This is a genomic window from Mongoliitalea sp. (assembly GCF_054166905.1).
The window spans coordinates 21,910-46,291 of record NZ_JBSZCK010000016.1 but is presented as its reverse complement, the minus strand read 5'-3'; the positions used below and the strand labels follow the sequence as shown (position 1 = coordinate 46,291).

Below are 24,382 nucleotides of genomic sequence, written 5' to 3'. Positions count from 1 at the left end.
TATCTATCGAATCTAATCTCTCGCTTCTACAATTGTCACGTCCTGATTTTTCTTGACACTTTTTTCATTCTTCATTCTTCATTCTTCATTCTTCATTCTTCATCCTTCCTCCTTTTATTCCACTTCATTCCTCAAACCCCGGTTTAATATTTTCCCAAAAGCGGTCCAAGGCCATGATTCTTGGTTTGAGAAAGGAGATAATGTCTGGCCAATGGTCTTTGTTGAGGACGTTTAACCCAGCTTGGTAGCATTGGATATAGGAATAAGTATGCCCAAAGTCATCGCTTGCATGCAGTTCCCAATCCCAGACCTCTAGAGTTTCTGCTTCCAAGAGTTTTCGAAACTGTTCGAATTGCTGAAAAAACAGTGTTTGTAGTTCTTCATCTTTGTGGGTGATTTCTATACCTATGGAAACAAACTCGCGTTCTGCCTTCATACGAAAATAAATGTCTTTGACTCCCGTCTTATAATTCTGCCAATTCATCCGGCTGTGGCCAAAGGCGGAGGGAACAGGCTTCATATAAAGCCCAAATGTTGTCCAGAATTCCTTACGTATGTTCGCTAATTCAGCTTTAGAATACATACTTGTTTAATAACTTTTTGGAATATCTGTAGGAGTTACGATGATAAAATCTGCACTCTGCATGGTGCGCTCATCTATGATGGATAAATCCGCTTGTTCTATGGTATTAATGGTAAGGATTGGAAGGTTGGGAAATTGCTGGCGAACATACCAAACAATGCCTTCATAGAAATTGCTGTGATAAGACCCGTTTACATGCAAAATTTGATGTCCCTTTTCTAAAAACTCTTGCATGGAATAAGCCATTGTGGCATCCTTGATAGCCTGGGCATCGATCATATAATCCAAGTTCATAGAGCTGCCATGCATCATCTCCTTCATGGCAGCATAAGCAGGCAATGTACGGTCAACCGTGACAGGAAGAGGAGCAATGAATCGTTTCGCCTCTTCACTGAGTTTTTGCAGCCCTTCTAAACCTTCTCTGCTAACAAAGGAAGCATATTTTCTGGGGATGTTAGATGCGATAAAAGGAATGTCATTAGATTTTGCAAAGAGCATTAAAGGTTTATAATCCGTTGCATAATTATTCCAAAGCTTTGATTCCGTTTCAAAGGTTTTGTCAGTCATCCATCCCGCAAGCCACTCGTCTATAGTCAGTTGATCATCCCGTTCAAAAAACTCTCCTGCAAGCATCAATTTCTCATTTTCAGGCTGTAAGGCCTTCAGTAATTGCAATTGAAGCCAGTGAGCCATGGTGTTATTATGAAGTTCTCCAAAAAAGATCAACTGAGTGGCTTTTGAATACTCAATAATCGTCTCAAAGTTGACTTGTTCACCTTTGTTATTAAAAACAGTAAAAGGAGTCGTCTGCGCCTGCGTATTTAAAGTTAAAGCTATGTAGGTCAAGAAAAGTATTGAAAATTTATGCATAGTCTTCTGGATATTGCACTGTTACGGAGGAATAGTTAACCAACCCTCCAACAGCGGGTTGTTGTTTTTTTATGGTAATGGCAATGCTCCTTATTTGTGGATATATTTTTAAAGCATCCTCAATAATCACATGCGCCAGATGTTCTAAGAGCTTGACTGGGGTTTGCATACGTTTGGCAGTGATTTCATAGAGTTTTCCGTAATCTACCGTGCCCTCCAAATCATCCTCCATCATTGCCTTTTTAAACTCATAACTTAAGGTAATATCCACCAAAAAGAGATTACCGAGTTTGTTTTCTTCTGTATATACTCCATGGTAAGCATAAAATGAAGCACCTTCTAAGCGTACGATTCCCATCAGTCAAATTGATCAAAGAATGATCCTCCTTTTTTCTTTTTATCGTCTGTAGGATCTACAGGAACTTCCGCAATTGGCTCTTTTTTCTCTTCTGCTTCAAAATTCTCTTCGACCTCCTCTGTAATGGAGTTTTCGATTTCTTCCGTAACTGAATCTTCAGCGGCAGTTATTTCTTCCGTATTTTCATCAATCGTCTCTAACGCTTCTGTTTTTTCTTCTGAGTGCTCAACACTCACTTCCAAGGTTACTTCTTCAGAAATTTCTTCTTGAACAAAAACAATATCTTCTGCTTTGGCCAATTCTTCATCAGGTAAAATAATGGCAGTTTTTGGCTTCGCAAAGTTTTGGACCATATCCTCGTAAACAGATAGATTCACTTTTTTGAAAGTCTCGTTGGAAACCGTGATGTTGTCTTGAATATCGTCCGTGAGTTTGTGAAGGTTTCTTAAGGTAAGTTCTCGCTGCGCAATCAAATGCTCGTAGTTGCGTATCAATCCTGTCACGTCAGCCTTGACTCCTTCCAAAATATGTTTAGCTTTCTGCTCGGCTTCCTCTAGGATTGCATTTGCTTTGCGTTGAGCATCGATGAGCATACCTTCTGAGTTTTCTTTGGCAGCGCCCATGATTTCATCGGCAGCAGTTGTGGCTTCCTCAATTATGCTGGCACCTGTATCTTCTGCGGTTTTCAAGGTTCGGAAAAGAGATTCTTCCACCTGCTTGAGTTTATTTGCTTCTGCTTGGGCTTTGGCAAGATCTCCTTCCAGCTTGGATTTTTCTTCTAGAAGGCTTTCGTAATCTTTTGCTACGATTGCTAAAAAGTTGCTTACTTCGTCTTTGTCATACCCTCTGAAGATTTTTTCGAAGGTTTTATCTTTGATTTCGGCTGAGGTTATTTTCATAGTGTTTTTAAAGTTCTACTTGCCAGATTGAAATGGTACGGTCATCACTGATAGAGACAATAGATTGGTTGTAAGTACTCCAAAGTACTTTGTTGATAGATGTGCCATGTCCTGCATAGCGGGCTTTGTCAATTACTTTCAGTAATCGATGTGTTTCGGCATCCCATACTTTGATGGATTTATCCATACTACAGGTTACATAATACTTTCCATCTTCCCGGAAGGAAATGTAATTGATGGCGAACATATGGGCAACGATGGATTCTTGAAGATAATATTTTTCTGTATCCCAAATATTCATGTAGGCATCCCTACCACCGGATACCAACATGGGTTTATTCGGTGCATACGCCAATCCAAACACGGAATTATTATGCGCATCCAAGCTGTGCAAGGGGCTATGGTCAGCCAAGTTGATGATTTTGATGGTATGATCACTCAGTCCAGCAGCTAATTGTCTCCTGCTTGGATCGATAGCTAGCACGCGAACACTTTTTTTACTGATTTTAATATGCTTTTTGACAGCTCGCTGCTCTATGTCAATAATATGGATGATTCCATCTCCAGTTCCTACATAGAGCTCATTTCCAATAGCTTTGATGTCAAAGATTGATTGATCTGTCATTTTGAGAGACCATAATTCTTTACTGTTTTCAAGGTCTATTACGTGGATTCCTTCAAAATTATGGCCTATAAACAACAGGTTACGCTCTTTATCAATCTCCAAAGCATAGACAGAATGTCCGACTTTTGCCATCAATTTTCCATCTTTTGGATTATCTAGATCCCATTCCACCACCATGCCGTCACCAGAACCCGTATAAAAGAAACGAGGATCAGGTCCCTCCGTCAGTGCGTAAATACAATCATTGTGCCCGGTAAGGCTATGGAGTTTATTAACTTGAATTTTTAACATAAATTGCAACGATATGTAAACAACCCCGCAAGGGCCTATGCAAACAAAAATAGAAAAAATAAGTCCTTTATCAGCCTATGCTGTAAAGAATATTGAAGATATATCTGATAACGGAATGGATTTTTTGAGTTTCCGGGAAAAACTTTCCATGGCTAACATATCCCGAGACTCCAAAAGAATCGAATGGAAAAGTGCCCGAATGGCTGTAAAAGAGGCATTGGATGGGATTGCCATGCCTTATCCGGGATTTTTTAAAGATGAATTTGGAAAATCTCACCCAATGGATGGCTATGGCTATGTATCCCTGACGCATACCAAAAATCTTGCTGCTGCTATTTTTCACCGAGATATGCCTGTAGGGATTGACTTGGATTATATCCGACCTAAAATTGTTCGTTTAGCACCCAAATTCCTTTGTGAACAAGAGATGGATTTTTTGGGAAAAGATGAACTTTTACACACGATTGCTTGGTCAGCCAAAGAGTCTATTTTCAAATGTCAGGGAAAGAGAGGGGTGAGTTTGAAAGATAATATTGTCTTAGAACCCTTTGAAGTAAACTCTGAAGTCATCAAGGGAAGGATAGTGGATAGCGAATTTTCAGACCATCATTATACTGTCAAAGTGATCCAAGAAGGGGAGTTTGTACTGACTTACACAGTTTGGTAGTATATTTGTTAATATGCAAAGAAAGACCCAAACAATGAAGCGATACCTTGTAATTATGAGCTTGCTCCTGCTAGTGCTTACCACGGCTAATGCCCAGCGCGTGGATGATTTTACACTGATCAATGCAGTGGACGGTCAAGAATATTCCCTTGAACAGTTTAATAAGCAAGCTGCGTTAGTTTTGGTCTTTACAGGGTTGAATTGCCCTTTTAGCCGCTTGTATGAAGATCGTCTAATCTCTTTACACCATACTTTTTCAAGTCAAAATATTTCATTTGCCTTGATCAATCCATTGGTGGGATTTGATGAGGAAGAGACAGAAGAAAAAATCAAACAGCGAGTGGAGGCCAAAGGAATGAAGTTCCCATTTCTTATGGACGTCAGTCAAGAAGTCAGTCGCTCTTTTGAAATCACCAAGTTGCCTGAAGTAGTGGTGATTACCTTCAGTCCAACAGGGACATCTATTGCCTACAGGGGAGCTATTGATAATAATCCTCAAGTAGCTGCTAATGCCAATTTGAAGTATTTGGAAAATGCACTAACAGCCATCACCAACCGTAGAAATCCAAGTCCTGCATCCAGTAGACCCGTTGGTTGTAATGTTCGATACGTGGGTTTCTAGGTGCTTAATCTTGCAAAATTTCGGTAAGCTCCTTTATTTCCTGCATTTTTTCACTCTCGCCAAACTTTTCAAAAGTCAAATACAGGTTTCTCAAAAATCGTTTGATGATTGCCATATTGCTGCATGGCTCGTAGAATGTCTCTTCAGGAGCTATATTCAAGTGTTCCAAGTAATTGGTAATATCTTTTTTTGTAAAAACCACCCCTTTATTAAATGCATTTATGTAAAAGCGCACCTCCTCTGTTTTGTAGGTGAGAATAAACAAGTTGGGCAGGTTTACTCCATAGATGGGAACTCCTAGCTTTTGAGCAACTAATAGGTAAATGCAGCAAAGAGAAATAGGATTACCTTTCTTTGTTTCCAAAACTGCCGAAAGCATGCTGTTGGCAGGGGAGTGGAAATTTTTGGTGTTTGCTGAGAATTTAAAATGATTGAATAAGATGGAATTCATGATTTTTACCTGTTCGTAGGGCTGTAAATCATTTTTGAAAGCGGTCCAAACCTCGAAGTAAATCTGATTCATTTCCGTTTGAAGCTTTTTAAACTCCAAATCTGGGTATTGATAGGTATTGATCAGCCACAGGCCGGTGAGTAGATCCTGATCGGCGCTGTTTTTCCAATCAAGTAATCGAGCTTTTAATTGAGAAAATTGTAAGGTATGCACTAATTCCTCAATTTCTCTTTGCAAATCTGGATTGAAGCAATCTTCCCATTTCTTTTCCAAAAATGGGATCACCTCCTGCCCAATGGACACGAGGCGATTTTTTACATGGGATTTTACTTCCCAATCTGTATCATCCAATAAAGAAACAAGGGCATGTAGTTCGCTATCGGTAAGTTTGTCCATGAATTCTTGATTAGTCAGATAAGATACGCAAAAACGCTTATATACTTTTAACTAAAAGACCTAAAATTAAGTTTGAATCACGCCTACATTGAAGCGTTCGGTGATAGGAGCATGATTAGCTGCTTCTATTCCCATACTGATGACTTTTCGGGTCTCTAGAGGATCAATCACCCCATCTACCCATAATCTGGATGCTGCATAATAAGGACTCAGTTCCTCATTATATTTAGCTGTGATTTCTTGGAGTAATTGCTGTTCAGCTTCTGGAGTGATTTCCTGGCCTGATTTTTTTAAGGATGCTACCTTGATTTGAAGCAATGTTTTGGCGGCAGATGCTCCGCTCATGACGGCCATTTGAGCTGTTGGCCAACTGTAAATCAATCGTGGGTCATAGGCTTTTCCACACATAGCATAGTTACCGGCACCATAGGAGTTTCCAATGATGATAGTAAACTTAGGGACCACAGAATTAGCCATGGCATTGACCATTTTAGCTCCATCTTTGATGATGCCTCCGTGTTCAGCTTTACTACCGACCATAAAACCCGAAACATCCTGCACAAAAACCAAAGGAATGCGACGCTGATTGCAGTTCATGATAAAGCGGGCTGCTTTGTCAGCAGAATCTGAATAAATCACCCCACCCATCTGCATCTCGCCTTTTTTGTTTTTTACAATCTTTCGCTGATTGGCGATGATGCCTACTGCCCAACCATCAATTCTAGCAGTAGCACAGATTAAGGTCTTTCCATAATCCTTTTTATATTCCTCTAGTTCCGAGTTATCAACGATTCGCTTTAATACATCGAGCATATCGTATGGTTTAACTCTATCAGCAGGGAAAACACCATAGAGTTCTTGTTCGTCTAAGGCTGGTTTTTGAGGTTCAATCCGATCAAATCCAGCTTTTTCAAAGTGACCGATTTTGTTGAAAATATTTTTGATTGCATCTAGGCATTCTTGGTCGTTGTCATATTTATTATCCGTCACCCCAGATATCTCACAGTGGGTGGTTGCACCACCTAAAGTTTCATTATCCACTACTTCACCGATTGCTGCCCGTACCAAGTAAGAGCCTGCCAAGAAAATAGATCCTGTTTTATCCACTATCATGGCTTCATCTGACATGATCGGTAAATAAGCCCCACCTGCCACACAGCTTCCCATAATGGCAGCCACTTGAATGATGCCCATTGCAGACATTTTAGCATTGTTTCGGAACTGCCGTCCAAAATGCTCTTTATCAGGGAAAATTTCATTTTGCATGGGTAAAAATACTCCTGCACTATCTACCAAGTAGATGATAGGCAGTCTGTTTTCCATAGCGATTTCCTGGGCACGGAGATTTTTTTTGGCAGTCATTGGAAACCAGGCCCCTGCCTTCACTGTGGCATCGTTGGCAACCACCATACACAATCTGCCTTGGACATAGCCAATAACAGACACCACTCCCGCAGAAGGACAACCACCTTCTTCTTCATACATGCCATCTGCTGCAAATGCACCGACTTCTAGGTGCTCGGTTCCCTCATCCAACAAATAAGTGATTCTTTCTCGTGCTGTAAGTTTTCCTTTTTCGTGCTCTTTGGCTATCCGGGATTTGCCACCGCCGAGTTTGACTACTTCTGTCTTATGCTGTAGCTTAAAAAGTAACTGCTTAATTTGATCTTCATTTTGGTTAAATGCGATATCCATAAAGTCATTTGGGTTTAGTTTCTGACCGCTAATAAACTGATAAACCTACAAATCGACAAATGGATTTTGAATATCGGTAGGGGTAATAAAAAAGAGGCTCATTTGAGCCCCTTTTCATTATTACAATAGAATCGTTTTACTTCTACCTGCAGCATCTCTCAATGATATCGCTAAACCTGATGGATCTACATTTCTTAAATGGTAAATTCTACTGAATCCCTCTGGATGATCTACAAATTCGCTGTGCACATTTCTTCCAAATGCATCTGTGATTCTGATAGATACTCCTGGCTCTTCTAAGCCAATTACTTTTAATCTTACTGAGTTATCGTCCAGTATTCTTCCAAAGGCAACTAATGGATTTGGTGCAGGAAGTGGAGCCCTATTAACTATGGTATGGATTAATTTTTCCTCTGGATTATCTGCTCTTCTTATTTTTACCTGATATTCACCTTCTGGCAACTGGGACAGATTGAAAGGTAATTTCAAATCTTTATCTGCTTTCACACGCTTTTGATACAAGTATCGTCCGTTTTCATCAAGAATACTGATTCTTACCTTACCAGCTCCTTCTCTCAAGGCTACTTTCACACGCTGATCCTTGGCAGTTACATTGGTTAATGCACGCAACTCATCTTCTGACGCATGCACCATTCCGGTGCTCAAGATTGCGCAAATGGCTGTGGCGAGTAATGCATTCATAATTTTGGTTATTTAAGTTGGTTTGTTGGTATCTAGTACGGACACAGTCATTTTAGGTTTGAAATTGAATAATTTTTATACTTGATTAAACTATGAAAGTTTTTTATGTACAAAATGATTTTAATTTATGGATTGAGTTAAGCTATTGTAAGAGGCTTCTGAATCCTCTTTATCGAAGTGTTGTTTTTTCTTAAATCGAAATAAAATTTTGATTTTATCCCATTGCCCGTTTCTTGTGATATTGATTGTTTTGTTTGTGTTAGTAAGGAAAATTTTCTTTTAAAATTCTCTTTTTTTCGTTTAGTAGTTTTTTTGTTAGCTCGAGGACCGCCTCTCGGCAAGCTCGAGGACCAGGTGATGCAAAGTCAAAAAAGATGGAAGGGGGAGAGCGGCGCAGCCGCTCTCCCCCTTCCATCCCAAATCCGAAGAACCTTCCGGTCACCGAGCCTGCCGAAGTGTCGGGTTTTCACTACTTACTATTTTTAGGAAAGAGATCAAATTAAGGTAAAGAGGAGTCTTGACCTCTGAGTGAGGGTTTATGTTTAAATAAATGGCCTCTCGGCAAGCTCGAGGACCCAGTTATGCAAAATAAAAAATAGGGGTAGGTAAAGGGAAGAGCGGCAACGCCGCTCTTCCCTTTACCTACCCCTCCTCTTATCCCGAGGAGCTTACCGGTCACCGAGCTTGCCGAAGTGCTGAATTCTCGAGATGCTACCTTTAAAAACCCTTCCTATCCTATCTGTTAAAATTATTAATCCCCCTGTTTATCGAGCTGTATTTTTCTAACGTCCAATAAAAAAGATTCAGTCGGTGTGTTTCGTAAGGAGAGAAGTATCTACGGCAAATATTCTTTTGTATTTTTAAAGGACAGGTATTCTATTGTTGGATTTGTATCGTCTGGCAACTTTTCTTGTGATAATTTTAAAAAAATATTCGAAAATAAATTTGTTTTTAAAAATCAGTCGCCTACATTTGAAACATGTTAATCGCAGCACTTACATATTTTACTTTCTTTTACTTTTATTTTCGTCTAGAAGGTCGAATCGGAGCTGCTTATTGCTTGGTAAAAAACTAAAAAAATATAACCACAGAAAAAGCCCGATTCGAAAGAGTCGGGCTTTTTGCATTAAACACCAATTCATCATGAGTGACCACTTACAAATCAAAGACTGGGGATTAGGCTTAAGCGGCCATACCATCATCGCAGGGCCATGTAGTGCCGAGACACCCGAACAAATTGAAAAAGTTTGTTTGGAAATGAAAAACCAAAATATGGTACCCGATATTTTCCGGGCAGGTATCTGGAAGCCTCGTACAAGACCAGGCATGTTCGAAGGAATAGGAGAAGAAGGATTGACCTGGATGGAAATTGTGCGTAGTATCCTTAATATTCCCATCACCACTGAGGTAGGAAATGCTGCCCATGTTGAAATGGCCTTGAAACATAAGGTGGATGTCTTGTGGGTAGGAGCAAGAACTACCGTCAATCCATTTGCAGTACAGGAAATTGCAGATGCAGTAAGAGGAGTAGATATTCCTGTAATGGTTAAAAATCCTATGAATCCTGATTTGCAGTTATGGTTAGGAGCCTTGGAGCGTTTTCATAAAGTGGGAATCAATAAGTTGGCGGGTATTCACAGAGGTTTTTCTGATTCTTATGATAAACGCTTCCGTAATAAACCAAACTGGTCTATGCCTATCCACTTGAAGCGTGAATGGCCTGGAATGCAAGTAATCAACGACCCATCCCATATTGTGGGTAATAGAGAAGGGATTTTGGAGACAGCGCAGCGGGCAATCAATTTTGGTTTGGATGGTTTGATGATCGAAACGCATCACGATCCGGATAATGCGTGGTCTGATGCCAAGCAGCAAGTGACTCCAGCCAGATTGAAGGAAATTCTATCGCAAATAGACTTTATTGATAATACGGTTGAAATCAATCCAGATGATCATTTGAATGATTTAAGAAATGCGGTTGACCATTTGGATGATCAGTTGCTGGATATTTTACAGGAGCGTTTCTCTATGATCGATCAAATAGGTGCCTACAAGCGGGAAAGACACTTAACGGTATTCCAGTCGGACCGATGGAAATTTGTAATGGAATCCAGGACCAAGAAAGGGGTAGCCAAAAATCTCAGTGAAAAATTCATGAAGGAACTCCTGTACTGTATTCACGAGGAATCAGTCAAAAGACAAGAAAAGCAAATCAGAGAGGCTGAACCTGTGAAAAAAGCGTAAATTCGTCCATCAAAAACAGAAATCTTGTGAATCATCAGGATCGGTCAATCGAGCAAGTTTATCCGCTGAGCTGATCCTGAGGGTTCTTATTTGTTCCAACTAATTTATAAACCTTGAAATCCGTTCATTTTTCTCAAAATCCTGCGGCTGATTTACAGTACTTGATTCAATCGATGGGCTATTCTAGCCTTGGAGTAATTACTGATAGCCATACTGTGCTTCATTGCTATCCTTTGGTCAAAGAATCCTTGCCAGCACATGCGCTCATCAGTTTCCAAGCAGGTGAAACCCATAAAAATCTAGCTACCTGTATCAAGATCTGGGAGTGGATGACAGATGAAGGTTTTGATAGAAAATCGCTTATCATAAATCTTGGAGGAGGAGTTGTTGGGGATATGGGAGGATTTTGTGCTGCTACTTATAAGAGAGGGATCCGCTTTATCAATGTGCCAACTACTTTGCTTTCCCAAGTGGATGCTAGTGTAGGAGGGAAGCTAGGAATAGATTTCCAAGGCTACAAAAACCATATAGGCGTATTTTCTGAGCCTGAAACAGTGGTGGTGTCGGATATTTTTTTGAAAACCCTTCCCCAAGAAGAGCTTAGATCGGGATATGCTGAAGTCTTGAAACATGGCTTGATTGCCAATAGCAATTATTTTCAATCCTTGAAAATAGATGAATGGGAAGCCCAAGAATGGAGAACAATCATTGAGAAATCGGTCTCAATAAAACGTGATGTGGTTGAAAAGGATCCCAAAGAGACAGGTCTTCGCAAAATACTTAACTACGGGCATACCATTGGACATGCCTTAGAGTCTTTTTATTTAGATGGACCTAATCACTTATTACATGGTGAAGCTATTGCAGCAGGGATGATTGCAGAAGCTTTTTTGTCTCATAAAAAAGCGGGGTTGTCCTTGGAAGAACTGCAAATCATCGTTGATCGATTGAAAACAGTATTCGGATTGATTGCCATTGAAGGACAAGAAATCGACGAAATCGTCGCTTTATGTAAACAAGATAAGAAAAATATTGGTAGCAGTGTTCGTTTTTCTCTTTTGAGAAAGATAGGTGTATGCGATTATGATATTGCTGTCAGCACCGAAGAGATCGAAGATGCCATCGCCAGTTACAGAAGTTTAGTGTAAACCTACTATGAATTCAAAGCAAAGCACGCATTCATCCGTTTTGTTACCACAGTTAGAGGAGTTTTCCTTTACGGAAATACCTTTACCATCCTCCAAAAGTGAAAGCAATCGGGCGTTGATTATAGATGCCCTAACTGAGGGTGAAAATCAGTTATGGAATTTGGCTGAAGCACGTGATACCCAGACAATGATACGTTTATTAAAAGAAAATCCTCCTGTGTGGGATGTATTGGATGCGGGTACAACGATGCGTTTTTTAACAGCTTTTGCAGCTGCTACTAATCAATACAAAGTTCTCACTGGAACTGCCCGAATGTGTCAACGGCCTATTGGAATATTGGTGGATGCTTTACGGACGATAGGTGCTGAAATTCATTACATGAATGAAGAAGGATTTCCTCCATTGGCTGTTCATGGGATGCAAACCCAACTTTCCCGAAAGGTTTCTATCCGTGGAGACGTGAGTAGTCAATACATATCTGCCCTATTGATGATAGCGCCTACACTACCTCAAGGTTTGGAATTGACCTTGGAGGGAAAAGTAGGCTCTAGAACGTACATAGAAATGACGCTTCAGTTGATGGAGCAATTTGGTATACAGTATAATTGGGAAGAAAATGTTATTTCAGTAGCTCCACAGCCGTATATGCCTACAGCTTTTGCGGTGGAATCGGATTGGTCAGGGGCAAGTTACTGGTTTAGTTTGTTAGCCTGTGCGGATAGTGGTGCTCTCTTTTTGAAAGGCTTAAAAGCTAAAAGTCTTCAGGGGGATTCTGCCATTGTTGAAATTATGGATTGCCTCGGTGTGAAATGTGAATTTACAGCTACAGGTGTGATGCTGACTAAACAGCCGGTTAAAGGTTTCCCGTCTTACGACTTTACCCATTGTCCCGATCTTGCGCAAACAGTTGCTGTAACATGCGCCATCATTGGTCAAAAATCAGTTTTTACCGGATTGGAAAGCCTGCGAATCAAAGAGACTGATCGGATTTTTGCTTTGCAACAGGAACTTGCCAAGTTCAATGCCTCCCTAGTGGAGGAGTCTGAGGGTGCTTTCACAGTCATCCCTTCCATTGAAATGCCCATAGAAGTGCAAATTGCCACCTATGATGATCACCGGATGGGGATGGCATTTATGCCATTGATGACTAAAACTCGTGTGACTATTGAAGACCCTGAGGTGGTCAATAAGTCTTACCCGAGTTTCTGGAAGCATGTGTCTTTAATCAATTCCATTTTCTAAATTGAATGAAAGCGCTATTGACCATTTTCCTCTTAGTTCTTTCCAACTCCTTTATGACCTTGGCTTGGTACGGGCATCTGAAATTTAAAGAATTGAAGTGGTTTGAAAATTTAGGGATAGTTTCCATCATTCTGATCAGTTGGGGGATTGCATTTTTCGAATACATCTTCCAAGTACCAGCCAATCGAATTGGATTTAGTGAAAATGGAGGGCCTTTTACGTTGGTTCAATTAAAAGTCTTGCAAGAAGTCATCACTCTTGTGGTGTTTATGATTTTCACTTTCTTGTTCTTCAAAAACGAAAGTATTAGAGTTAATCATTTGATTGGGTTTGGCTTTTTGATTTTAGCAGTATATTTTATCTTCAAAAAGTAATGAAAATAGCGATTCAAGGAATTCAAGGGTCATTTCATCACCAGGTAGCCTTACAGGTTTTTGGTGAAGAAGTGTCGATTATGGAATTTCAGACATTTGAACAAGTAGCAAAGGCATTGGCCAATGATCAGGTGGCGTTCAGTGTGATGGCTATTGAAAATTCTATCGCAGGAGCTATTTTACCCAATTATGAGCTCTTGGATCGCTACGATCTTTTCATCAAACAGGAGTATTATTTACCAATATCCCATCAGTTGATGGTTTACCCAGGTCAACGAATAGAGGACTTAGCCACCGTTCGCTCTCATCCCATGGCCTTGTTACAATGCAAGCAGTTTTTTCAACAGTATCCGGAAATTCAACTCATCGATGATATCGATACCGCTACAGTTGCTAAACGGATAGCATCAGAAAAACTACGAGGAGTAGGGGCGATTGCGAGTAAAATTGCCGCGGATATTTATGGGTTGGAGATACTAGCGGCTGACATTCAAACAGTCAAAAATAATTTTACCAGATTCATTATTTTGGAAAAGGCTACGCCTCAGTGGAGTCCCGATGTAACTAAAGCTTCTCTCAAAATTACCATATCCAATCAAAAAGGTAGCTTGGCAAGGCTATTGACTCAATTTGCAGCAGCAGGATTGGATTTGTCCAAAATACAATCTGTTCCCGTCATTGATCAGCCGTGGAATTATTCATTTTTCATTGATACAGTATTTGAGGAAGCAGGAGCTTTGAAGCAGGTATTGGAGCGAGTCCAATCGGAGATGGAGGCTTGCTTGTTGGTGGGTTTATATAAAAATCAGCGTGTATGAAAGGGTTTGCGGAGCGATTAGAACAAACGGAAGAATATTACTTTTCAAAAAAGCTGAAAGAAGTGCAAGGTTTGATTGCTGATGGAAAACCTATCATCCACATGGGTATCGGTAGCCCCGATGGTATGCCTGATAGCAAGATCATTCATGCACTCAGTCAAAGTGTCGAAAATCCTGCCAATCATGGCTATCAAGCCTATCAAGGCATTCCATCCTTGCGTAAAGCAATAGCTGATTTTTACCAAAAACAATATAAAGTTTTGGTTGATCATCAGAGCGAAGTGCTACCTTTAATGGGCTCCAAAGAGGGGATTATGCATGCCAGTTTAGCTTTTTTGAATCCGGGAGATCAGGTGTTAGTTCCCAATCCAGGATACCCCACCTATGCATCAGTAGCGCGCTTATTGCAAGCGGAACCTATCTTTTATCCGCTTATTGAATCCAATCAGTATTGGCCTGATTTTGAAGCCATGGAAGCTTTGGATTTAAGTAAGGTAAAACTCATGTTTGCCAATTATCCGCATATGCCTACAGGTGCCAAAGCAGACTTACAGTTATTTGAAAAAATGGTGGCCTTCTGCCAAAAGCATCAACTAGTTTTGATTCATGACAATCCCTATAGCCATGTGTTGGAAGAGCAACCCAAAAGTATATTTCAGCTGCAAGGAGCAAAAGACGTTGCTCTTGAACTTAATTCTTTAAGCAAGTCCAGCAACATGGCGGGATGGAGAGTGGGTATGTTGGTGGGAAGGCCCGATTGGGTTCAGGCAATCGCCACGGTCAAATCCAATATGGATTCAGGTATGTTAAAAGGAATCCAAGAAGGTGCTGTGGAGGCGCTTGGGTTGGGAAATGACTGGTATCAAGCATTAAATGCACAGTACGGAGCTCGGAAAAAGCTAATTTTTCAGTTACTCGATAAATTAGGCTGGGGATATAGTAGAGATACCGCAGGGCTTTTTGTTTGGGCTCACTTGCCACATGGGGTTTCGTCAACCGAAGCCTGTGATCAGCTCCTGTACGAAAAAAGTATTTTCACTACTCCAGGAACAGTCTTTGGCTCGGAAGGGGAAGGCTATGTGCGCTTTTCCCTATGTGTTACCGAAGAAAAAATTCAAGAAGCAATCAATCGATTATAGATAACCATTACAAGCATGAAAAAAGTACACATCATAGGTTTGGGATTATTGGGCGGTTCTTTCGCCTTAGGCTTACGAAAGTCTAAACCCGAAATTTCCATCACCGGATTTGATATCGATGCTCAAAATCAAAAAGATGCTCTCACGTTAGGCATCATTGATAGAGTTCAGGAAAAATCAGATGCAGATACTGATCTAGTCATTTTAGCCACTCCAGCAAATACGCTTGCTCAACTATTAATTCAAACCTTGGATGAAGTTGGTCCAGAAACGCTCGTGGTTGATTTTGGCTCTACCAAAGAAGCTTTGTGCAATGCTGTGGCCAATCATCCTAAACGAGCGCAGTTTTTAGCAGGACACCCAATAGCAGGTACAGAATACAGTGGGCCTAAAGCTGCTTTTGATAGCTTGTTGGACAGAAAAGTCTTCATCATTTGTGAAATGGAAAAGACTGATCTTCATTTGAAAGCCAAAGCGTATGATGCCTTGGAGGCCTTGAATATGAAAATCCGCTTCATGGATCCGGAGGAGCATGATAGGCAATTGGCTTTTGTCTCACATCTTTCCCATATATCTTCCTTTATGTTGGGCAAAACGGTGTTGGACAAAATGGAAGATGATCGCAATATCTTTGATATGGCAGGTTCAGGTTTTGCTTCTACTGTCCGATTGGCCAAAAGTTCCCCTGCTATGTGGGCTCCCATCGTTTTAGAAAATAAAGGAAATGTGCTGGAAGCCTTAGGAAAATACATCGACTGTTTACAAGGATTCAAACAAAAAATTGAATCAGAGGATTTCGATGGGTTGTATCGGGAGATGCAGGAAATCAATCAGATACGAGATGTGTTGGACTTGGGAGGAAAGAGTTGATTTCTTAAGACATGTTAAAAATTCTTGGTAATTTGCTGCGTGGATCACTTTTTGAATTTGATCTACCAGTTAAACCAACAAGACTATGAGAAAGCTTCTTTTGACCATCGCCGGGATGTTCCTATTATTGGGTGCAATGGCACAGCAAATTCCTTTAATTGAGGTTGAGGGAAAAAGTGAAATAAGTATTCAGCCGGATGAAGCACTGATGCATTTGAATTTTTCCCAAAAAGGAAAAACATCTGCGGCTGCTACTAATGAGCTGAATAAGCGTATGCGTGAGTTGGAACAGGCCTTAAAGAAAACAGGGGTGTCAACGTATGAATTGTTTGTAGAGAATTATTCGGTCAATTTGGATCGTATTTACAAAGATGGCACCTATCAAGATATTGGGTTTATCGCTTCGCAAACAGCTCGTGTTCGGGTATCAGATACCCAAAAAGATCTAGCCAAGGTAATTGAAGCCTTGCACACAACCGTTGAGTCAGGGTTTAATTTACAATTTCAGGTCTCTGAAAAGACAATGAAAGCATCTCAAGAGAAGTTGCTTCAACTAGCCTTAGAGGATGCCAAATCCAAAGCGGAGGTTATAGCTAAGACGATGGGGATTGAGGAAATAAAAGTCTTTAAAATTCAATATACTTCACAAGATCGAGGATTTACACCCGTGATGAGATCTATGAAAACCATGGCAATGGATGTGTCGATGGAATACGAAGAACCCGTGCTGCAGACAGAGGCTAAGAAAATCAGTGATTCTGTTTTGGTGTCCTTTGCTTTTATGAAGTAATATGCAAGTGGTATGAATGCGAAAGTAAGTTTTGCATTCACGCCTTTTACATGCAATCTTCGCCTTTTGTAATTTTTTGAGTAGCATTTGCTAATGGGATCGTTATTTTCAATTCAAATTACCCAGCAGATGAACACACGTACAATTTATTTCCTCTTCTTTTTGCTCCTTTCTTGGAATACTCGAGCCCAACAGGCATCAACTCTTGATATTCACCAACTAACTGAAAACCATTTTCTTTCAGGAATAGGGATTTTGAATGAGCTTTTATCTATCCCCAATGATTCTCATTATCCCGAGCAATTATGGCCTAATTTGGAATGGTGTGAGCAAAATTTTCAAGCCCGTCAATGGGATGTGGAACGATTAGAAACAGATGGTTTTCCCTTATTATTAGCTTCCAAAATCAATCCAACAGCAACTAAGACCGTGTTGTTCTATTTTCATGTGGATGGACAAGCAGTATTTCCCGAGCAATGGGATCAACCTTCTCCTTTTACGCCAACACTTAAGAAAAAGGATTCCAAGGGGAAGTGGGAAACTATTTCCATGAGTGCCTTGGAGACTGATTATGATCCCGAATGGAGGATTTTTGCACGTTCTGCTTCCGATGATAAGGGACCTTTGGCGATGTTTTTGACGGCGTGGGATGCAATAATAGAAGCTGGTTTTCTCCCTGATTATTCGATTAAGGTAGTGTTGGATTTTGAAGAAGAAATTGGATCTCCACACTTAGCCTCGGCAGTAGTCAAAAATGCGGTAAAATTACAGGCAGACATGATGCTGATCATGGACGGCCCCCGCCATGTAAGCAATGAACCCACGCTCAGTTTTGGAGCTCGGGGGATATCGGAAATTACCTTGACCATGTATGGTCCCCGTGCAGATCAGCACAGTGGTCATTATGGCAATTATGCCCCGAATCCTGCTTTTCGATTGGCCCAATTGCTCAGTAGTATGAAAGATGAACAGGGTAGGGTGATTATTCCTGGTTTTTATGATGGAATTGTTTTGACGGATGCGGAAAAAGATATTTTACGCCAAGTACCTGATATAGATGAGGAGATTATGCGAAAAATCGGGATTGCTGAATTCGATAAAGTAGGAGAGACTTATCAGGAATCCATCCAATACCCAAGTTTGAATATCCGTGGGTTCTCTTCTGGTTCTGTGGGTATGGAAGCAAGAACTATCGTACCTGCGGAGGCAATTGCAGAGATTGATGTGCGATTGGTTCCTGAATCAGATCCGGAGCGCTTATTTTCCTTGATTCGTGGACATATTGAAAATCAAGGATACCATATATTAGATCGTGAGCCTACCGAAGAAGAACGAATTACCCACCCGAAGTTGATTAAATGGGAAGGGAGTATTTCTTACAAGGCTTTTCGCACTCCTTTTGATTCTGAGCCAGGGATTTGGTTAAATCAAGCGATGGTGAAGGCCTTTGGAAAAGAGCCTATTCGCAAACGTATCAGCGGAGGATCGCTTCCGATTGCTCCGTTCATTGATGCATTAGCTAATATTCCTGCGGTAACGGTGGTGACAGTCAACGCAGATAATAATCAGCATGGACCCAATGAGAATATTCGTTTGGGTAATTATAAGGAAGGTATATTAACAGCATTGGCGATTTTATCGAGTTCTTTATCCAACTAACGGATGTTGCAAGACAGATTAATGACTAAAAAAATCATTTGAGGGAAGAGTACATGTGTCTCAACCTGTATGGTTTTGAGGGATAAAGCTATTTACGCCAAATTTTCAGCGGTTAATTGAGAGGTGAATGATATTTTGTTAGAAATCATTTTTATTGGAGTAAAAAATTATTTTTTTGTAGTTAAGAGCAATAGAGTATTGGTCTATTTCATTTTTAACACAAAAAATAAACCGTCTGTAAAGAATCAGACTCCAAATTAAATTTGTATTTTTAATTTCAGTTTGAAATTATTTGTTGATTCCCAAACAAAATTCTATGAAAAAAATTTACAAATCCAGCATGGTCATACTGCTGCTGTTGTTTACAACAGGTTGGAGTATGGCGCAGTATTCCGTTTCGGGTACTGTACGAGACGATCGGTCAGGGGAGCCTTTGATAGGGGCCACCATTTTAGTCCGAAATACCACCCAAGGAGCAGTAACTGACTTGGATGGTAGGTTTACAATTGGCATTAGCGGAAATGCGAATGCTGTTTTGGTCGTATCCTCTCTAGGGTATGTGAGCCAATCTATTCCTGTAACTTCATCTACCGGTTCTATCACCGTTTCTTTAAAACAAGATGCGACAAACTTGGAAGAAGTAATTGTTACAGGTTTGGCTTCTTCTGTCAAGCGAAGTAACTTGGCTAATGCAGTTTCTTCTGTATCTTCCAAGGAATTGACTGGTACCACAACCATTCAAACGACTGATGGAGCTTTGTATGGTAAAATTGCCGGCGCAACCATTCGTTCCAATTCAGGCGCACCGGGTGGAGGGGTTTCTATTCAGTTGAGAGGTATTTCTACATTGACTGGAGCTTCACAGCCATTGATTATCGTCGATGGTGTATACATTAACAACTCTTTCCAACGTACAGGTCGGGCGTCTGTATCAGGAGCTGGCGGTTCCAACCAAGATGATGGAGCCAATCGTCTGGCAGATTTGAACCCTAACGATATCGAGTCTATCGAAGTGTTGAAGGGTCCTTCTGCTGCTGCCATCTATGGTACACGTGCCAATGCAGGGGTTATCATCATTACCACCAAGCGTGGGTCTGAAGGTAAGACCAAAGTGTCCTTCTCCCAAGATATTGGCTCGGCAAGTCCATTGAGACTATTGGGTGTAGATGATTGGTCTGAGGATAAGATAAACTTCTTTTTTCCGGAAGCTAGAAGACCAATAGAATTGGAGCGTTTCAGAAATGCAGTGGCTACAAATACATTTGTAGATTATGAGGATTATTTTTATAACAATCCCGCAAGGTTACTGAATTCCCGTTTGACAATAACCGGAGGAAAAGAAAATACCAAATTCTTCGTGTCTGCAAATATTGCAGATGAAGAGGGAACGGTAAGAAATACTGGATTTCAACGGTATTCCATCCGTGCTAATATAGACCATAAAATTTCAGATGTTTTCAGGCTTAGTGTTTCATCTAATTATATCCGAAGTAATTCTGATAGAGGGTTCACAGGTAATCAAAATAACACAGGAGCATCTATAGGCTACAATATTGCCTATGTGCCTAATTATTGGGACCTAAGAAGGAATGCAGATGGAACTTACCCTCTGAATCCCTACTTTGCCGAAAACCCTGTAGCCGTTACAGATCATGGAATCAATAATTCAATGGTCAACAGGTTTTTACAAGCGTTTAAATTGGATGCAAATGTATTCAAAACAGCTAACAGTTTCATGACGTTTGAGTTAAGTGGCGGTTTAGATTTCCTACAAAATACTACCTTGGTGTATTTACCAGAATTTTTACAGTTTCAAAGAGCCCAAGCTGTCCCTGGCGATGTCTTATGGGGTAAGCAGGAAAGCTTTAATACCAATTTTCAGGCTAGTTTAGTTTATAACTGGAATTTGGGTAGAGTGAATATGAATTCTCAAACAGGTTTGGTGCGCTTGAATCTTGAAAATAACAATTTGTTCAACAGAGGAAGGGGATTAGCTCCAGGTCAAAAAAATATTCAGCAGGCAACTGTTCAACAAGTGGAAAATCAGTTTTTCTCAACCATCCAAGAAGCGGGTATTTTCTTACAGCAGGAAGCAAACTTTGAAGATAAAATCATCGGTACAGTTGGTATTCGTTGGGATAAATCTACGTTGAACGGAGATCCTAATAAGTTCTTCGCATTCCCAAGAGCATCCGTTGCAGTTAACTTAACTAACTTTGATTTTTGGACCAATAAGTCAACAGTTTCTGCCTTGAAGCCAAGAATTGCTTATGGTGAGACAGCAGGCCCTGTAGCTTTTGGAACTACCTTTACTCCTCTAGGAGGATCAAATATTGGTGGATTGCTTGGATCTGTGGTATCTGCCCAAATTGGGAATAGACAGATTATCCCGGAGACAGCAACCGAATTAGAGATGGGTATAGATGCAGGGTTTTTTAATAATCGTATTGGTTTAGAAGCCACCTACTACATCAAGCGTTCACAAAACAATATTCAGAATCTTTCCTTATCTCCTTCTACCGGTGTGACAACTACTCCGAGCAATGAAGCAGAGTTAGAAAATAAAGGACTTGAATTGGCTTTGTTTGGTTCCATTATACAAAAGCCTAATTTTAGCTGGAATACACGTGTGATGTACTGGCACAACCGATTAAAAATGACAAGATTGGGTATTCCTACCTACATTTCTGGTGGATTTGGAGCAGCTTTGGGTACATTCTTATACGCAGAAGGATTTTCTCCAACAACTATTGTAGGAACTCCAGCAGATCCAAATAATCCAGGAGGATTTACCATTTGGGGAGATGCTCAGCCACGTTACAACATGTCGATGGTTAACAACTTTACCTTTGCTAGAAACTTTGAGTTCTCGTTCTTGATGGAATACAGACACAGAGGAGATAATGTGAATCTCAGTACATTCCTTACAGATGCAGGTGGTACAACCAAAGGTTGGTTTGATGATGATAATGGAGACGGAATTCCAAACGGCAGACAGCGGCCACCGGCACCATTCAATAATGCAGGTCGTTGGGTACAGGATGCTACATTCTTAAAAATCAGAGAAATTGGTTTGTATTATAATGTACCAAAAGCATCTCTTAATCAATTCTTTGGAAAGAGTGTAGAAAACATCAGATTGGGTACATCTGTGAATAATGCATTCCTATTTACCAATTACTTTGGTTACGACCCTGAAACATCCACCTTCGGTGCTCAGGCGGTTGGAAATAATGTGGACATCACTCCATATCCAACTCCAAGAAGAATATTCTTCCATGTGACTGTAGACTTCTAAAACCTAACGCTAAGAACAATGAAAAAATTAAATAAATATTTAGGATTAGCAGCGGTAGTAGCAAGTACATTATTTGCTTGTAATCCCTTGCAATTGGATGAAATTATTGATCCAAACAATCCTTCCGTAGAATCTGTCAGTAACAATGCTTCCAATGAGCAGATCCAATTCTTATTGACTGGCTTGGAAGCAAGACATAGAGGCTATGTGACAAACGTATCACAAGCTTGGAATACATTCGGTAGAGAGATTTGGTATCTGAATGGATCGGATCCACGTTTCCAAACAGATTGGTTGGGTCAAGCTGGAAGAGTCCCTGACCGTGCGTACTTTGGTTTTGGAGCTACCGGTGGAGGTTCATGGGCAGCGCCATTTCAGGCAATCAAGCAAGCCGATGTATTGATTAATGCCGCTAATAATGCTGCAACGCTCAATGAAACATCCAAGAGAGCAGTAGCAGGATTTGCGAAAACGATTAAAGGGTATCAGTTTATGATTCCAGCCAATTTTGTATATCAAAATGGAATCCGAATTGATATCTCTGATCCTCTGAATCCAGGACCATTTGTGAGTTATGATGAGGCGTTGAATCATATCAGAGGAATTTTAGATGAAGCTGATCAAGATTTGGTTGCTGCGGGTGGGGGGAATTTCCCATTGGTATTGACATCTGGATTTAACGGTTTCAATACAAACGCAGGTATCAGACAAATCAATAGAGCTATCACTGCCCGATTAAATGCCTACAGAAAAGACTGGAATGGGGTATTAACTGCACTGGAAGCTTCCTTTATGAATTTGAATGGGAACTTAAATGCTGGTCCAGCACATCCATATGGAGCTCCGCCAGATATATTCAATCCGTTGTTTTACGTACCTAACGTTATTGTAAACACGATGATAGTTGTTCACCCTTCGGTGATTAGAGATGCTACACCAGGTGATTTGAGAGTTACTAATAAATTCTTTGAACGTACTAATCCACCAATTACGGTTTCTACCGACTTTGGTACTTTGGAAGGTCGTTTTCAGGATAGAAGATGGCCTTTAAACACCTCTTCCATACCATTTATTCGGAATGAAGAGTTGATTCTGTTAAAAGCTGAGGCGCATGCCAATTTAGGTCAGACAGCACAAGCTGTAGAGGCTATTAATATCATCCGCAATGCGGCTGGTATAGGAGCTTATACTGGCGCTACGACTCAAGCAGCTTTAATCGATGAGATTTTGTATCAAAGAAGATATTCTTTGTGGGCTGAGCCGTGGGGACACCGTTGGATCGATGCCAGGAGATATGATAAGCTGGGTGAAATTGATACCTCCTTCGATGGTGGTACCGTATTTACCCAATTCCCTCATCCTCAGGCGGAGTTGAACTGGGATGCTTACGTCAATCGTTAAGATGGCTTAAGTTGAGTCAATTAAAAAAGGAGCGAAAAATCGCTCCTTTTTTATTTCTTTTTTTAATGATTTGGACGAAAACCTGGCAGGTTTTAGCTAGATTAGTTGTATTTTATTTGCATCTACTTTCTCGCAAACCTGCCAGGTTTTTTACTTGTACCCAATTATATTTCAACTTTATTTCCACCTTATTTCAACTTTATTTCACCCTCTTAAATGCTTATTAAAAAACTCCACTGTCCTTCCCCAAGCTAATTCCGCCGCTTCTTTATCATAGCGGGGTGTAGAGTGGTTGTGGAAACCATGGTTTACTTCTGGATAGAAATGAACCTCATACGCTTTGTTATGTTTTTTTAATTCAACTTCGTAAGCATCCCAGCCTTCGTTGACACGGGTATCTAGCTCAGCATAATGCAATTGTATCGGGGCTTGGATTTGAGGAACTTCTTCCAAAATGGCCTGACCTCCATAAAAAGGTACAGCAGCTTTTAAGTCAGGAACTCTGCAAGCCATCATATTGGAGATCCAGCCTCCAAAGCAGAAGCCAACTACACCTACATTTCCCGTGCAATTTTCTTGGCTTTTTAAGAATTCATACCCAGCAATGAAATCTTCTAACATTTCGAAACGATCCCGTTTGGCTTGCATGGTTCGGCCTTCATCATCTGTTCCTGGATATCCTCCAAAAGGAGAGAGCATATCGGGCGCAAATGCGATAAATCCATCTAAGGCAGCTTGCTTGGCAGTATCTTCAATGTAAGGATTTAAACCTCTGTTTTCATGGACTACTAGTACCCCCGGAGCTTTTCCTTGTAAATTGGTAGGAATGCATAATAAGCCTTTTATTTTTCCACCACCCTTAGGAGAGTCATATTCTACGTAATAGGAATTAACTCGCTCATCATTTTCTCCAAATCTCAAGGTGCCGGCATAGTTGGGCATAAGATAGGAGAGGATGGCTGATACAGTCAATCCGCCGACTGCATACTTGCCAAGTTTATCTACAAATTGTCTTCGATTGATCTGACCGTGAACGTAGTAGTCGTACATGTCAAAGATTTCCTGTGATAGATTTTCTTTGTTTATTTCTTTCATAGTGTTAATCCGTTAGTATTTAAAAAGCTGTAATTGAACGAATCTAAAGATTCGCCGCTGCTTCTACTAAGGAAATTAACTCAGCGGAGGATGGAATGGTTTATCGGTCAAAGAGTTTAGACCCGGCAGGTATAGACCCGGCAG

22 protein-coding genes are annotated in these 24,382 nt (G+C 40.5%); 13 read left to right on the top strand and 9 right to left on the bottom strand.

Going from position 1 to position 24,382, the window contains the following annotated elements; all coding sequences use genetic code 11:
* Positions 1–124: 124 nt before the first annotated feature.
* From ACXIUD_RS05915 to ACXIUD_RS05895, 5 genes are read right to left on the bottom strand one after another with little or no spacing between them, the layout of a single operon-like run.
* Positions 125–583 carry a DUF4268 domain-containing protein gene (locus ACXIUD_RS05915; RefSeq protein WP_458051700.1) on the bottom strand — a complete coding sequence of 153 codons (459 nt, stop codon included), beginning with the start codon at positions 581–583 and terminating at the stop codon, positions 125–127.
* 6 nt (positions 584–589) lie between these two features.
* On the bottom strand, positions 590–1,453 hold the full coding sequence (locus tag ACXIUD_RS05910) for a ChaN family lipoprotein (protein ID WP_458051699.1): 864 nt from the start codon (positions 1,451–1,453) through the stop codon (positions 590–592).
* Entirely contained in the window at positions 1,446–1,811 is a 366-nt protein-coding gene (gene folB, locus ACXIUD_RS05905; protein WP_458051698.1) for a dihydroneopterin aldolase, read from the bottom strand. Before folB ends, ACXIUD_RS05910 begins: the two co-directional genes overlap by 8 nt.
* Positions 1,811–2,710, bottom strand: a complete 900-nt coding sequence (locus ACXIUD_RS05900; RefSeq protein WP_458051697.1) for a DivIVA domain-containing protein — start codon at positions 2,708–2,710, stop codon at positions 1,811–1,813. Before ACXIUD_RS05900 ends, folB begins: the two co-directional genes overlap by 1 nt.
* Positions 2,711–2,717: 7 nt before the next feature.
* Complete coding sequence (locus ACXIUD_RS05895; protein ID WP_458051696.1) at positions 2,718–3,626, bottom strand: WD40 repeat domain-containing protein; 909 nt, start codon at positions 3,624–3,626, stop codon at positions 2,718–2,720.
* A gap of 37 nt (positions 3,627–3,663) precedes the next feature.
* On the opposite strand from ACXIUD_RS05895, the gene ACXIUD_RS05890 reads away from it, so the two are divergent.
* Together ACXIUD_RS05890 and ACXIUD_RS05885 are read left to right on the top strand one after the other, a co-directional pair.
* Positions 3,664–4,293 carry a 4'-phosphopantetheinyl transferase family protein gene (locus tag ACXIUD_RS05890; protein ID WP_458051695.1) on the top strand — a complete coding sequence of 210 codons (630 nt, stop codon included), beginning with the start codon at positions 3,664–3,666 and terminating at the stop codon, positions 4,291–4,293.
* Positions 4,294–4,327: 34 nt separating this feature from the next.
* Positions 4,328–4,915 (top strand): redoxin domain-containing protein, encoded by a 588-nt coding sequence (locus tag ACXIUD_RS05885; protein ID WP_458051694.1) that lies wholly within the window; start codon positions 4,328–4,330, stop codon positions 4,913–4,915.
* Positions 4,916–4,919: 4 nt separating this feature from the next.
* Here ACXIUD_RS05885 and ACXIUD_RS05880 read toward each other — a convergent pair whose 3' ends face one another.
* The 3 genes from ACXIUD_RS05880 to ACXIUD_RS05870 form a co-directional block, all read right to left on the bottom strand.
* The gene (locus ACXIUD_RS05880) at positions 4,920–5,762 is read right to left on the bottom strand and encodes a transglutaminase-like domain-containing protein (protein ID WP_458051693.1); all 843 of its coding nucleotides are present in this window, start codon (positions 5,760–5,762) and stop codon (positions 4,920–4,922) included.
* Positions 5,763–5,828: 66 nt separating this feature from the next.
* Complete coding sequence (locus tag ACXIUD_RS05875) at positions 5,829–7,457, bottom strand: acyl-CoA carboxylase subunit beta (RefSeq protein WP_458051692.1); 1,629 nt, start codon at positions 7,455–7,457, stop codon at positions 5,829–5,831.
* Positions 7,458–7,577: 120 nt separating this feature from the next.
* On the bottom strand, positions 7,578–8,159 hold the full coding sequence (locus ACXIUD_RS05870; RefSeq protein ID WP_458051691.1) for a hypothetical protein: 582 nt from the start codon (positions 8,157–8,159) through the stop codon (positions 7,578–7,580).
* A gap of 1,143 nt (positions 8,160–9,302) precedes the next feature.
* Between ACXIUD_RS05870 and ACXIUD_RS05865 the strand changes: the two genes are divergently transcribed.
* The 11 genes from ACXIUD_RS05865 (at position 9,303) to ACXIUD_RS05815 (ending at position 23,143) form a co-directional block, all read left to right on the top strand.
* Positions 9,303–10,403 carry a chorismate mutase gene (locus tag ACXIUD_RS05865; RefSeq protein WP_458051690.1) on the top strand — a complete coding sequence of 367 codons (1,101 nt, stop codon included), beginning with the start codon at positions 9,303–9,305 and terminating at the stop codon, positions 10,401–10,403.
* Between the two features lie 113 nt (positions 10,404–10,516).
* On the top strand, positions 10,517–11,551 hold the full coding sequence (gene aroB, locus ACXIUD_RS05860) for a 3-dehydroquinate synthase (RefSeq protein ID WP_458051689.1): 1,035 nt from the start codon (positions 10,517–10,519) through the stop codon (positions 11,549–11,551).
* A gap of 7 nt (positions 11,552–11,558) precedes the next feature.
* On the top strand, positions 11,559–12,794 hold the full coding sequence (locus ACXIUD_RS05855) for a 3-phosphoshikimate 1-carboxyvinyltransferase (protein WP_458051688.1): 1,236 nt from the start codon (positions 11,559–11,561) through the stop codon (positions 12,792–12,794).
* 5 nt (positions 12,795–12,799) lie between these two features.
* Positions 12,800–13,168 carry a DMT family protein gene (locus ACXIUD_RS05850; protein WP_458051687.1) on the top strand — a complete coding sequence of 123 codons (369 nt, stop codon included), beginning with the start codon at positions 12,800–12,802 and terminating at the stop codon, positions 13,166–13,168.
* Positions 13,168–13,986, top strand: coding sequence for a prephenate dehydratase (locus tag ACXIUD_RS05845; RefSeq protein ID WP_458051686.1), 819 nt, complete (start codon positions 13,168–13,170; stop codon positions 13,984–13,986). Before ACXIUD_RS05850 ends, ACXIUD_RS05845 begins: the two co-directional genes overlap by 1 nt.
* The gene (locus ACXIUD_RS05840; protein ID WP_458051685.1) at positions 13,983–15,125 is read left to right on the top strand and encodes a pyridoxal phosphate-dependent aminotransferase; all 1,143 of its coding nucleotides are present in this window, start codon (positions 13,983–13,985) and stop codon (positions 15,123–15,125) included. The genes ACXIUD_RS05845 and ACXIUD_RS05840 overlap by 4 nt, the downstream gene beginning before the upstream one ends.
* 15 nt (positions 15,126–15,140) lie before the next feature.
* Positions 15,141–15,995, top strand: a complete 855-nt coding sequence (locus ACXIUD_RS05835) for a prephenate dehydrogenase (protein WP_458051684.1) — start codon at positions 15,141–15,143, stop codon at positions 15,993–15,995.
* A gap of 85 nt (positions 15,996–16,080) precedes the next feature.
* Positions 16,081–16,785 (top strand): SIMPL domain-containing protein, encoded by a 705-nt coding sequence (locus tag ACXIUD_RS05830; RefSeq protein WP_458051683.1) that lies wholly within the window; start codon positions 16,081–16,083, stop codon positions 16,783–16,785.
* A gap of 129 nt (positions 16,786–16,914) precedes the next feature.
* Positions 16,915–18,444 (top strand): M20/M25/M40 family metallo-hydrolase, encoded by a 1,530-nt coding sequence (locus ACXIUD_RS05825; RefSeq protein WP_458051682.1) that lies wholly within the window; start codon positions 16,915–16,917, stop codon positions 18,442–18,444.
* Between the two features lie 316 nt (positions 18,445–18,760).
* Positions 18,761–21,742, top strand: coding sequence for a SusC/RagA family TonB-linked outer membrane protein (locus tag ACXIUD_RS05820; RefSeq protein WP_458051681.1), 2,982 nt, complete (start codon positions 18,761–18,763; stop codon positions 21,740–21,742).
* A gap of 18 nt (positions 21,743–21,760) precedes the next feature.
* Positions 21,761–23,143, top strand: coding sequence for a RagB/SusD family nutrient uptake outer membrane protein (locus tag ACXIUD_RS05815; RefSeq protein WP_458051680.1), 1,383 nt, complete (start codon positions 21,761–21,763; stop codon positions 23,141–23,143).
* 204 nt (positions 23,144–23,347) lie between these two features.
* Here ACXIUD_RS05815 and ACXIUD_RS05810 read toward each other — a convergent pair whose 3' ends face one another.
* Positions 23,348–24,238, bottom strand: coding sequence for a dienelactone hydrolase family protein (locus ACXIUD_RS05810; protein ID WP_458051679.1), 891 nt, complete (start codon positions 24,236–24,238; stop codon positions 23,348–23,350).
* Positions 24,239–24,382 lie beyond the last annotated feature (144 nt).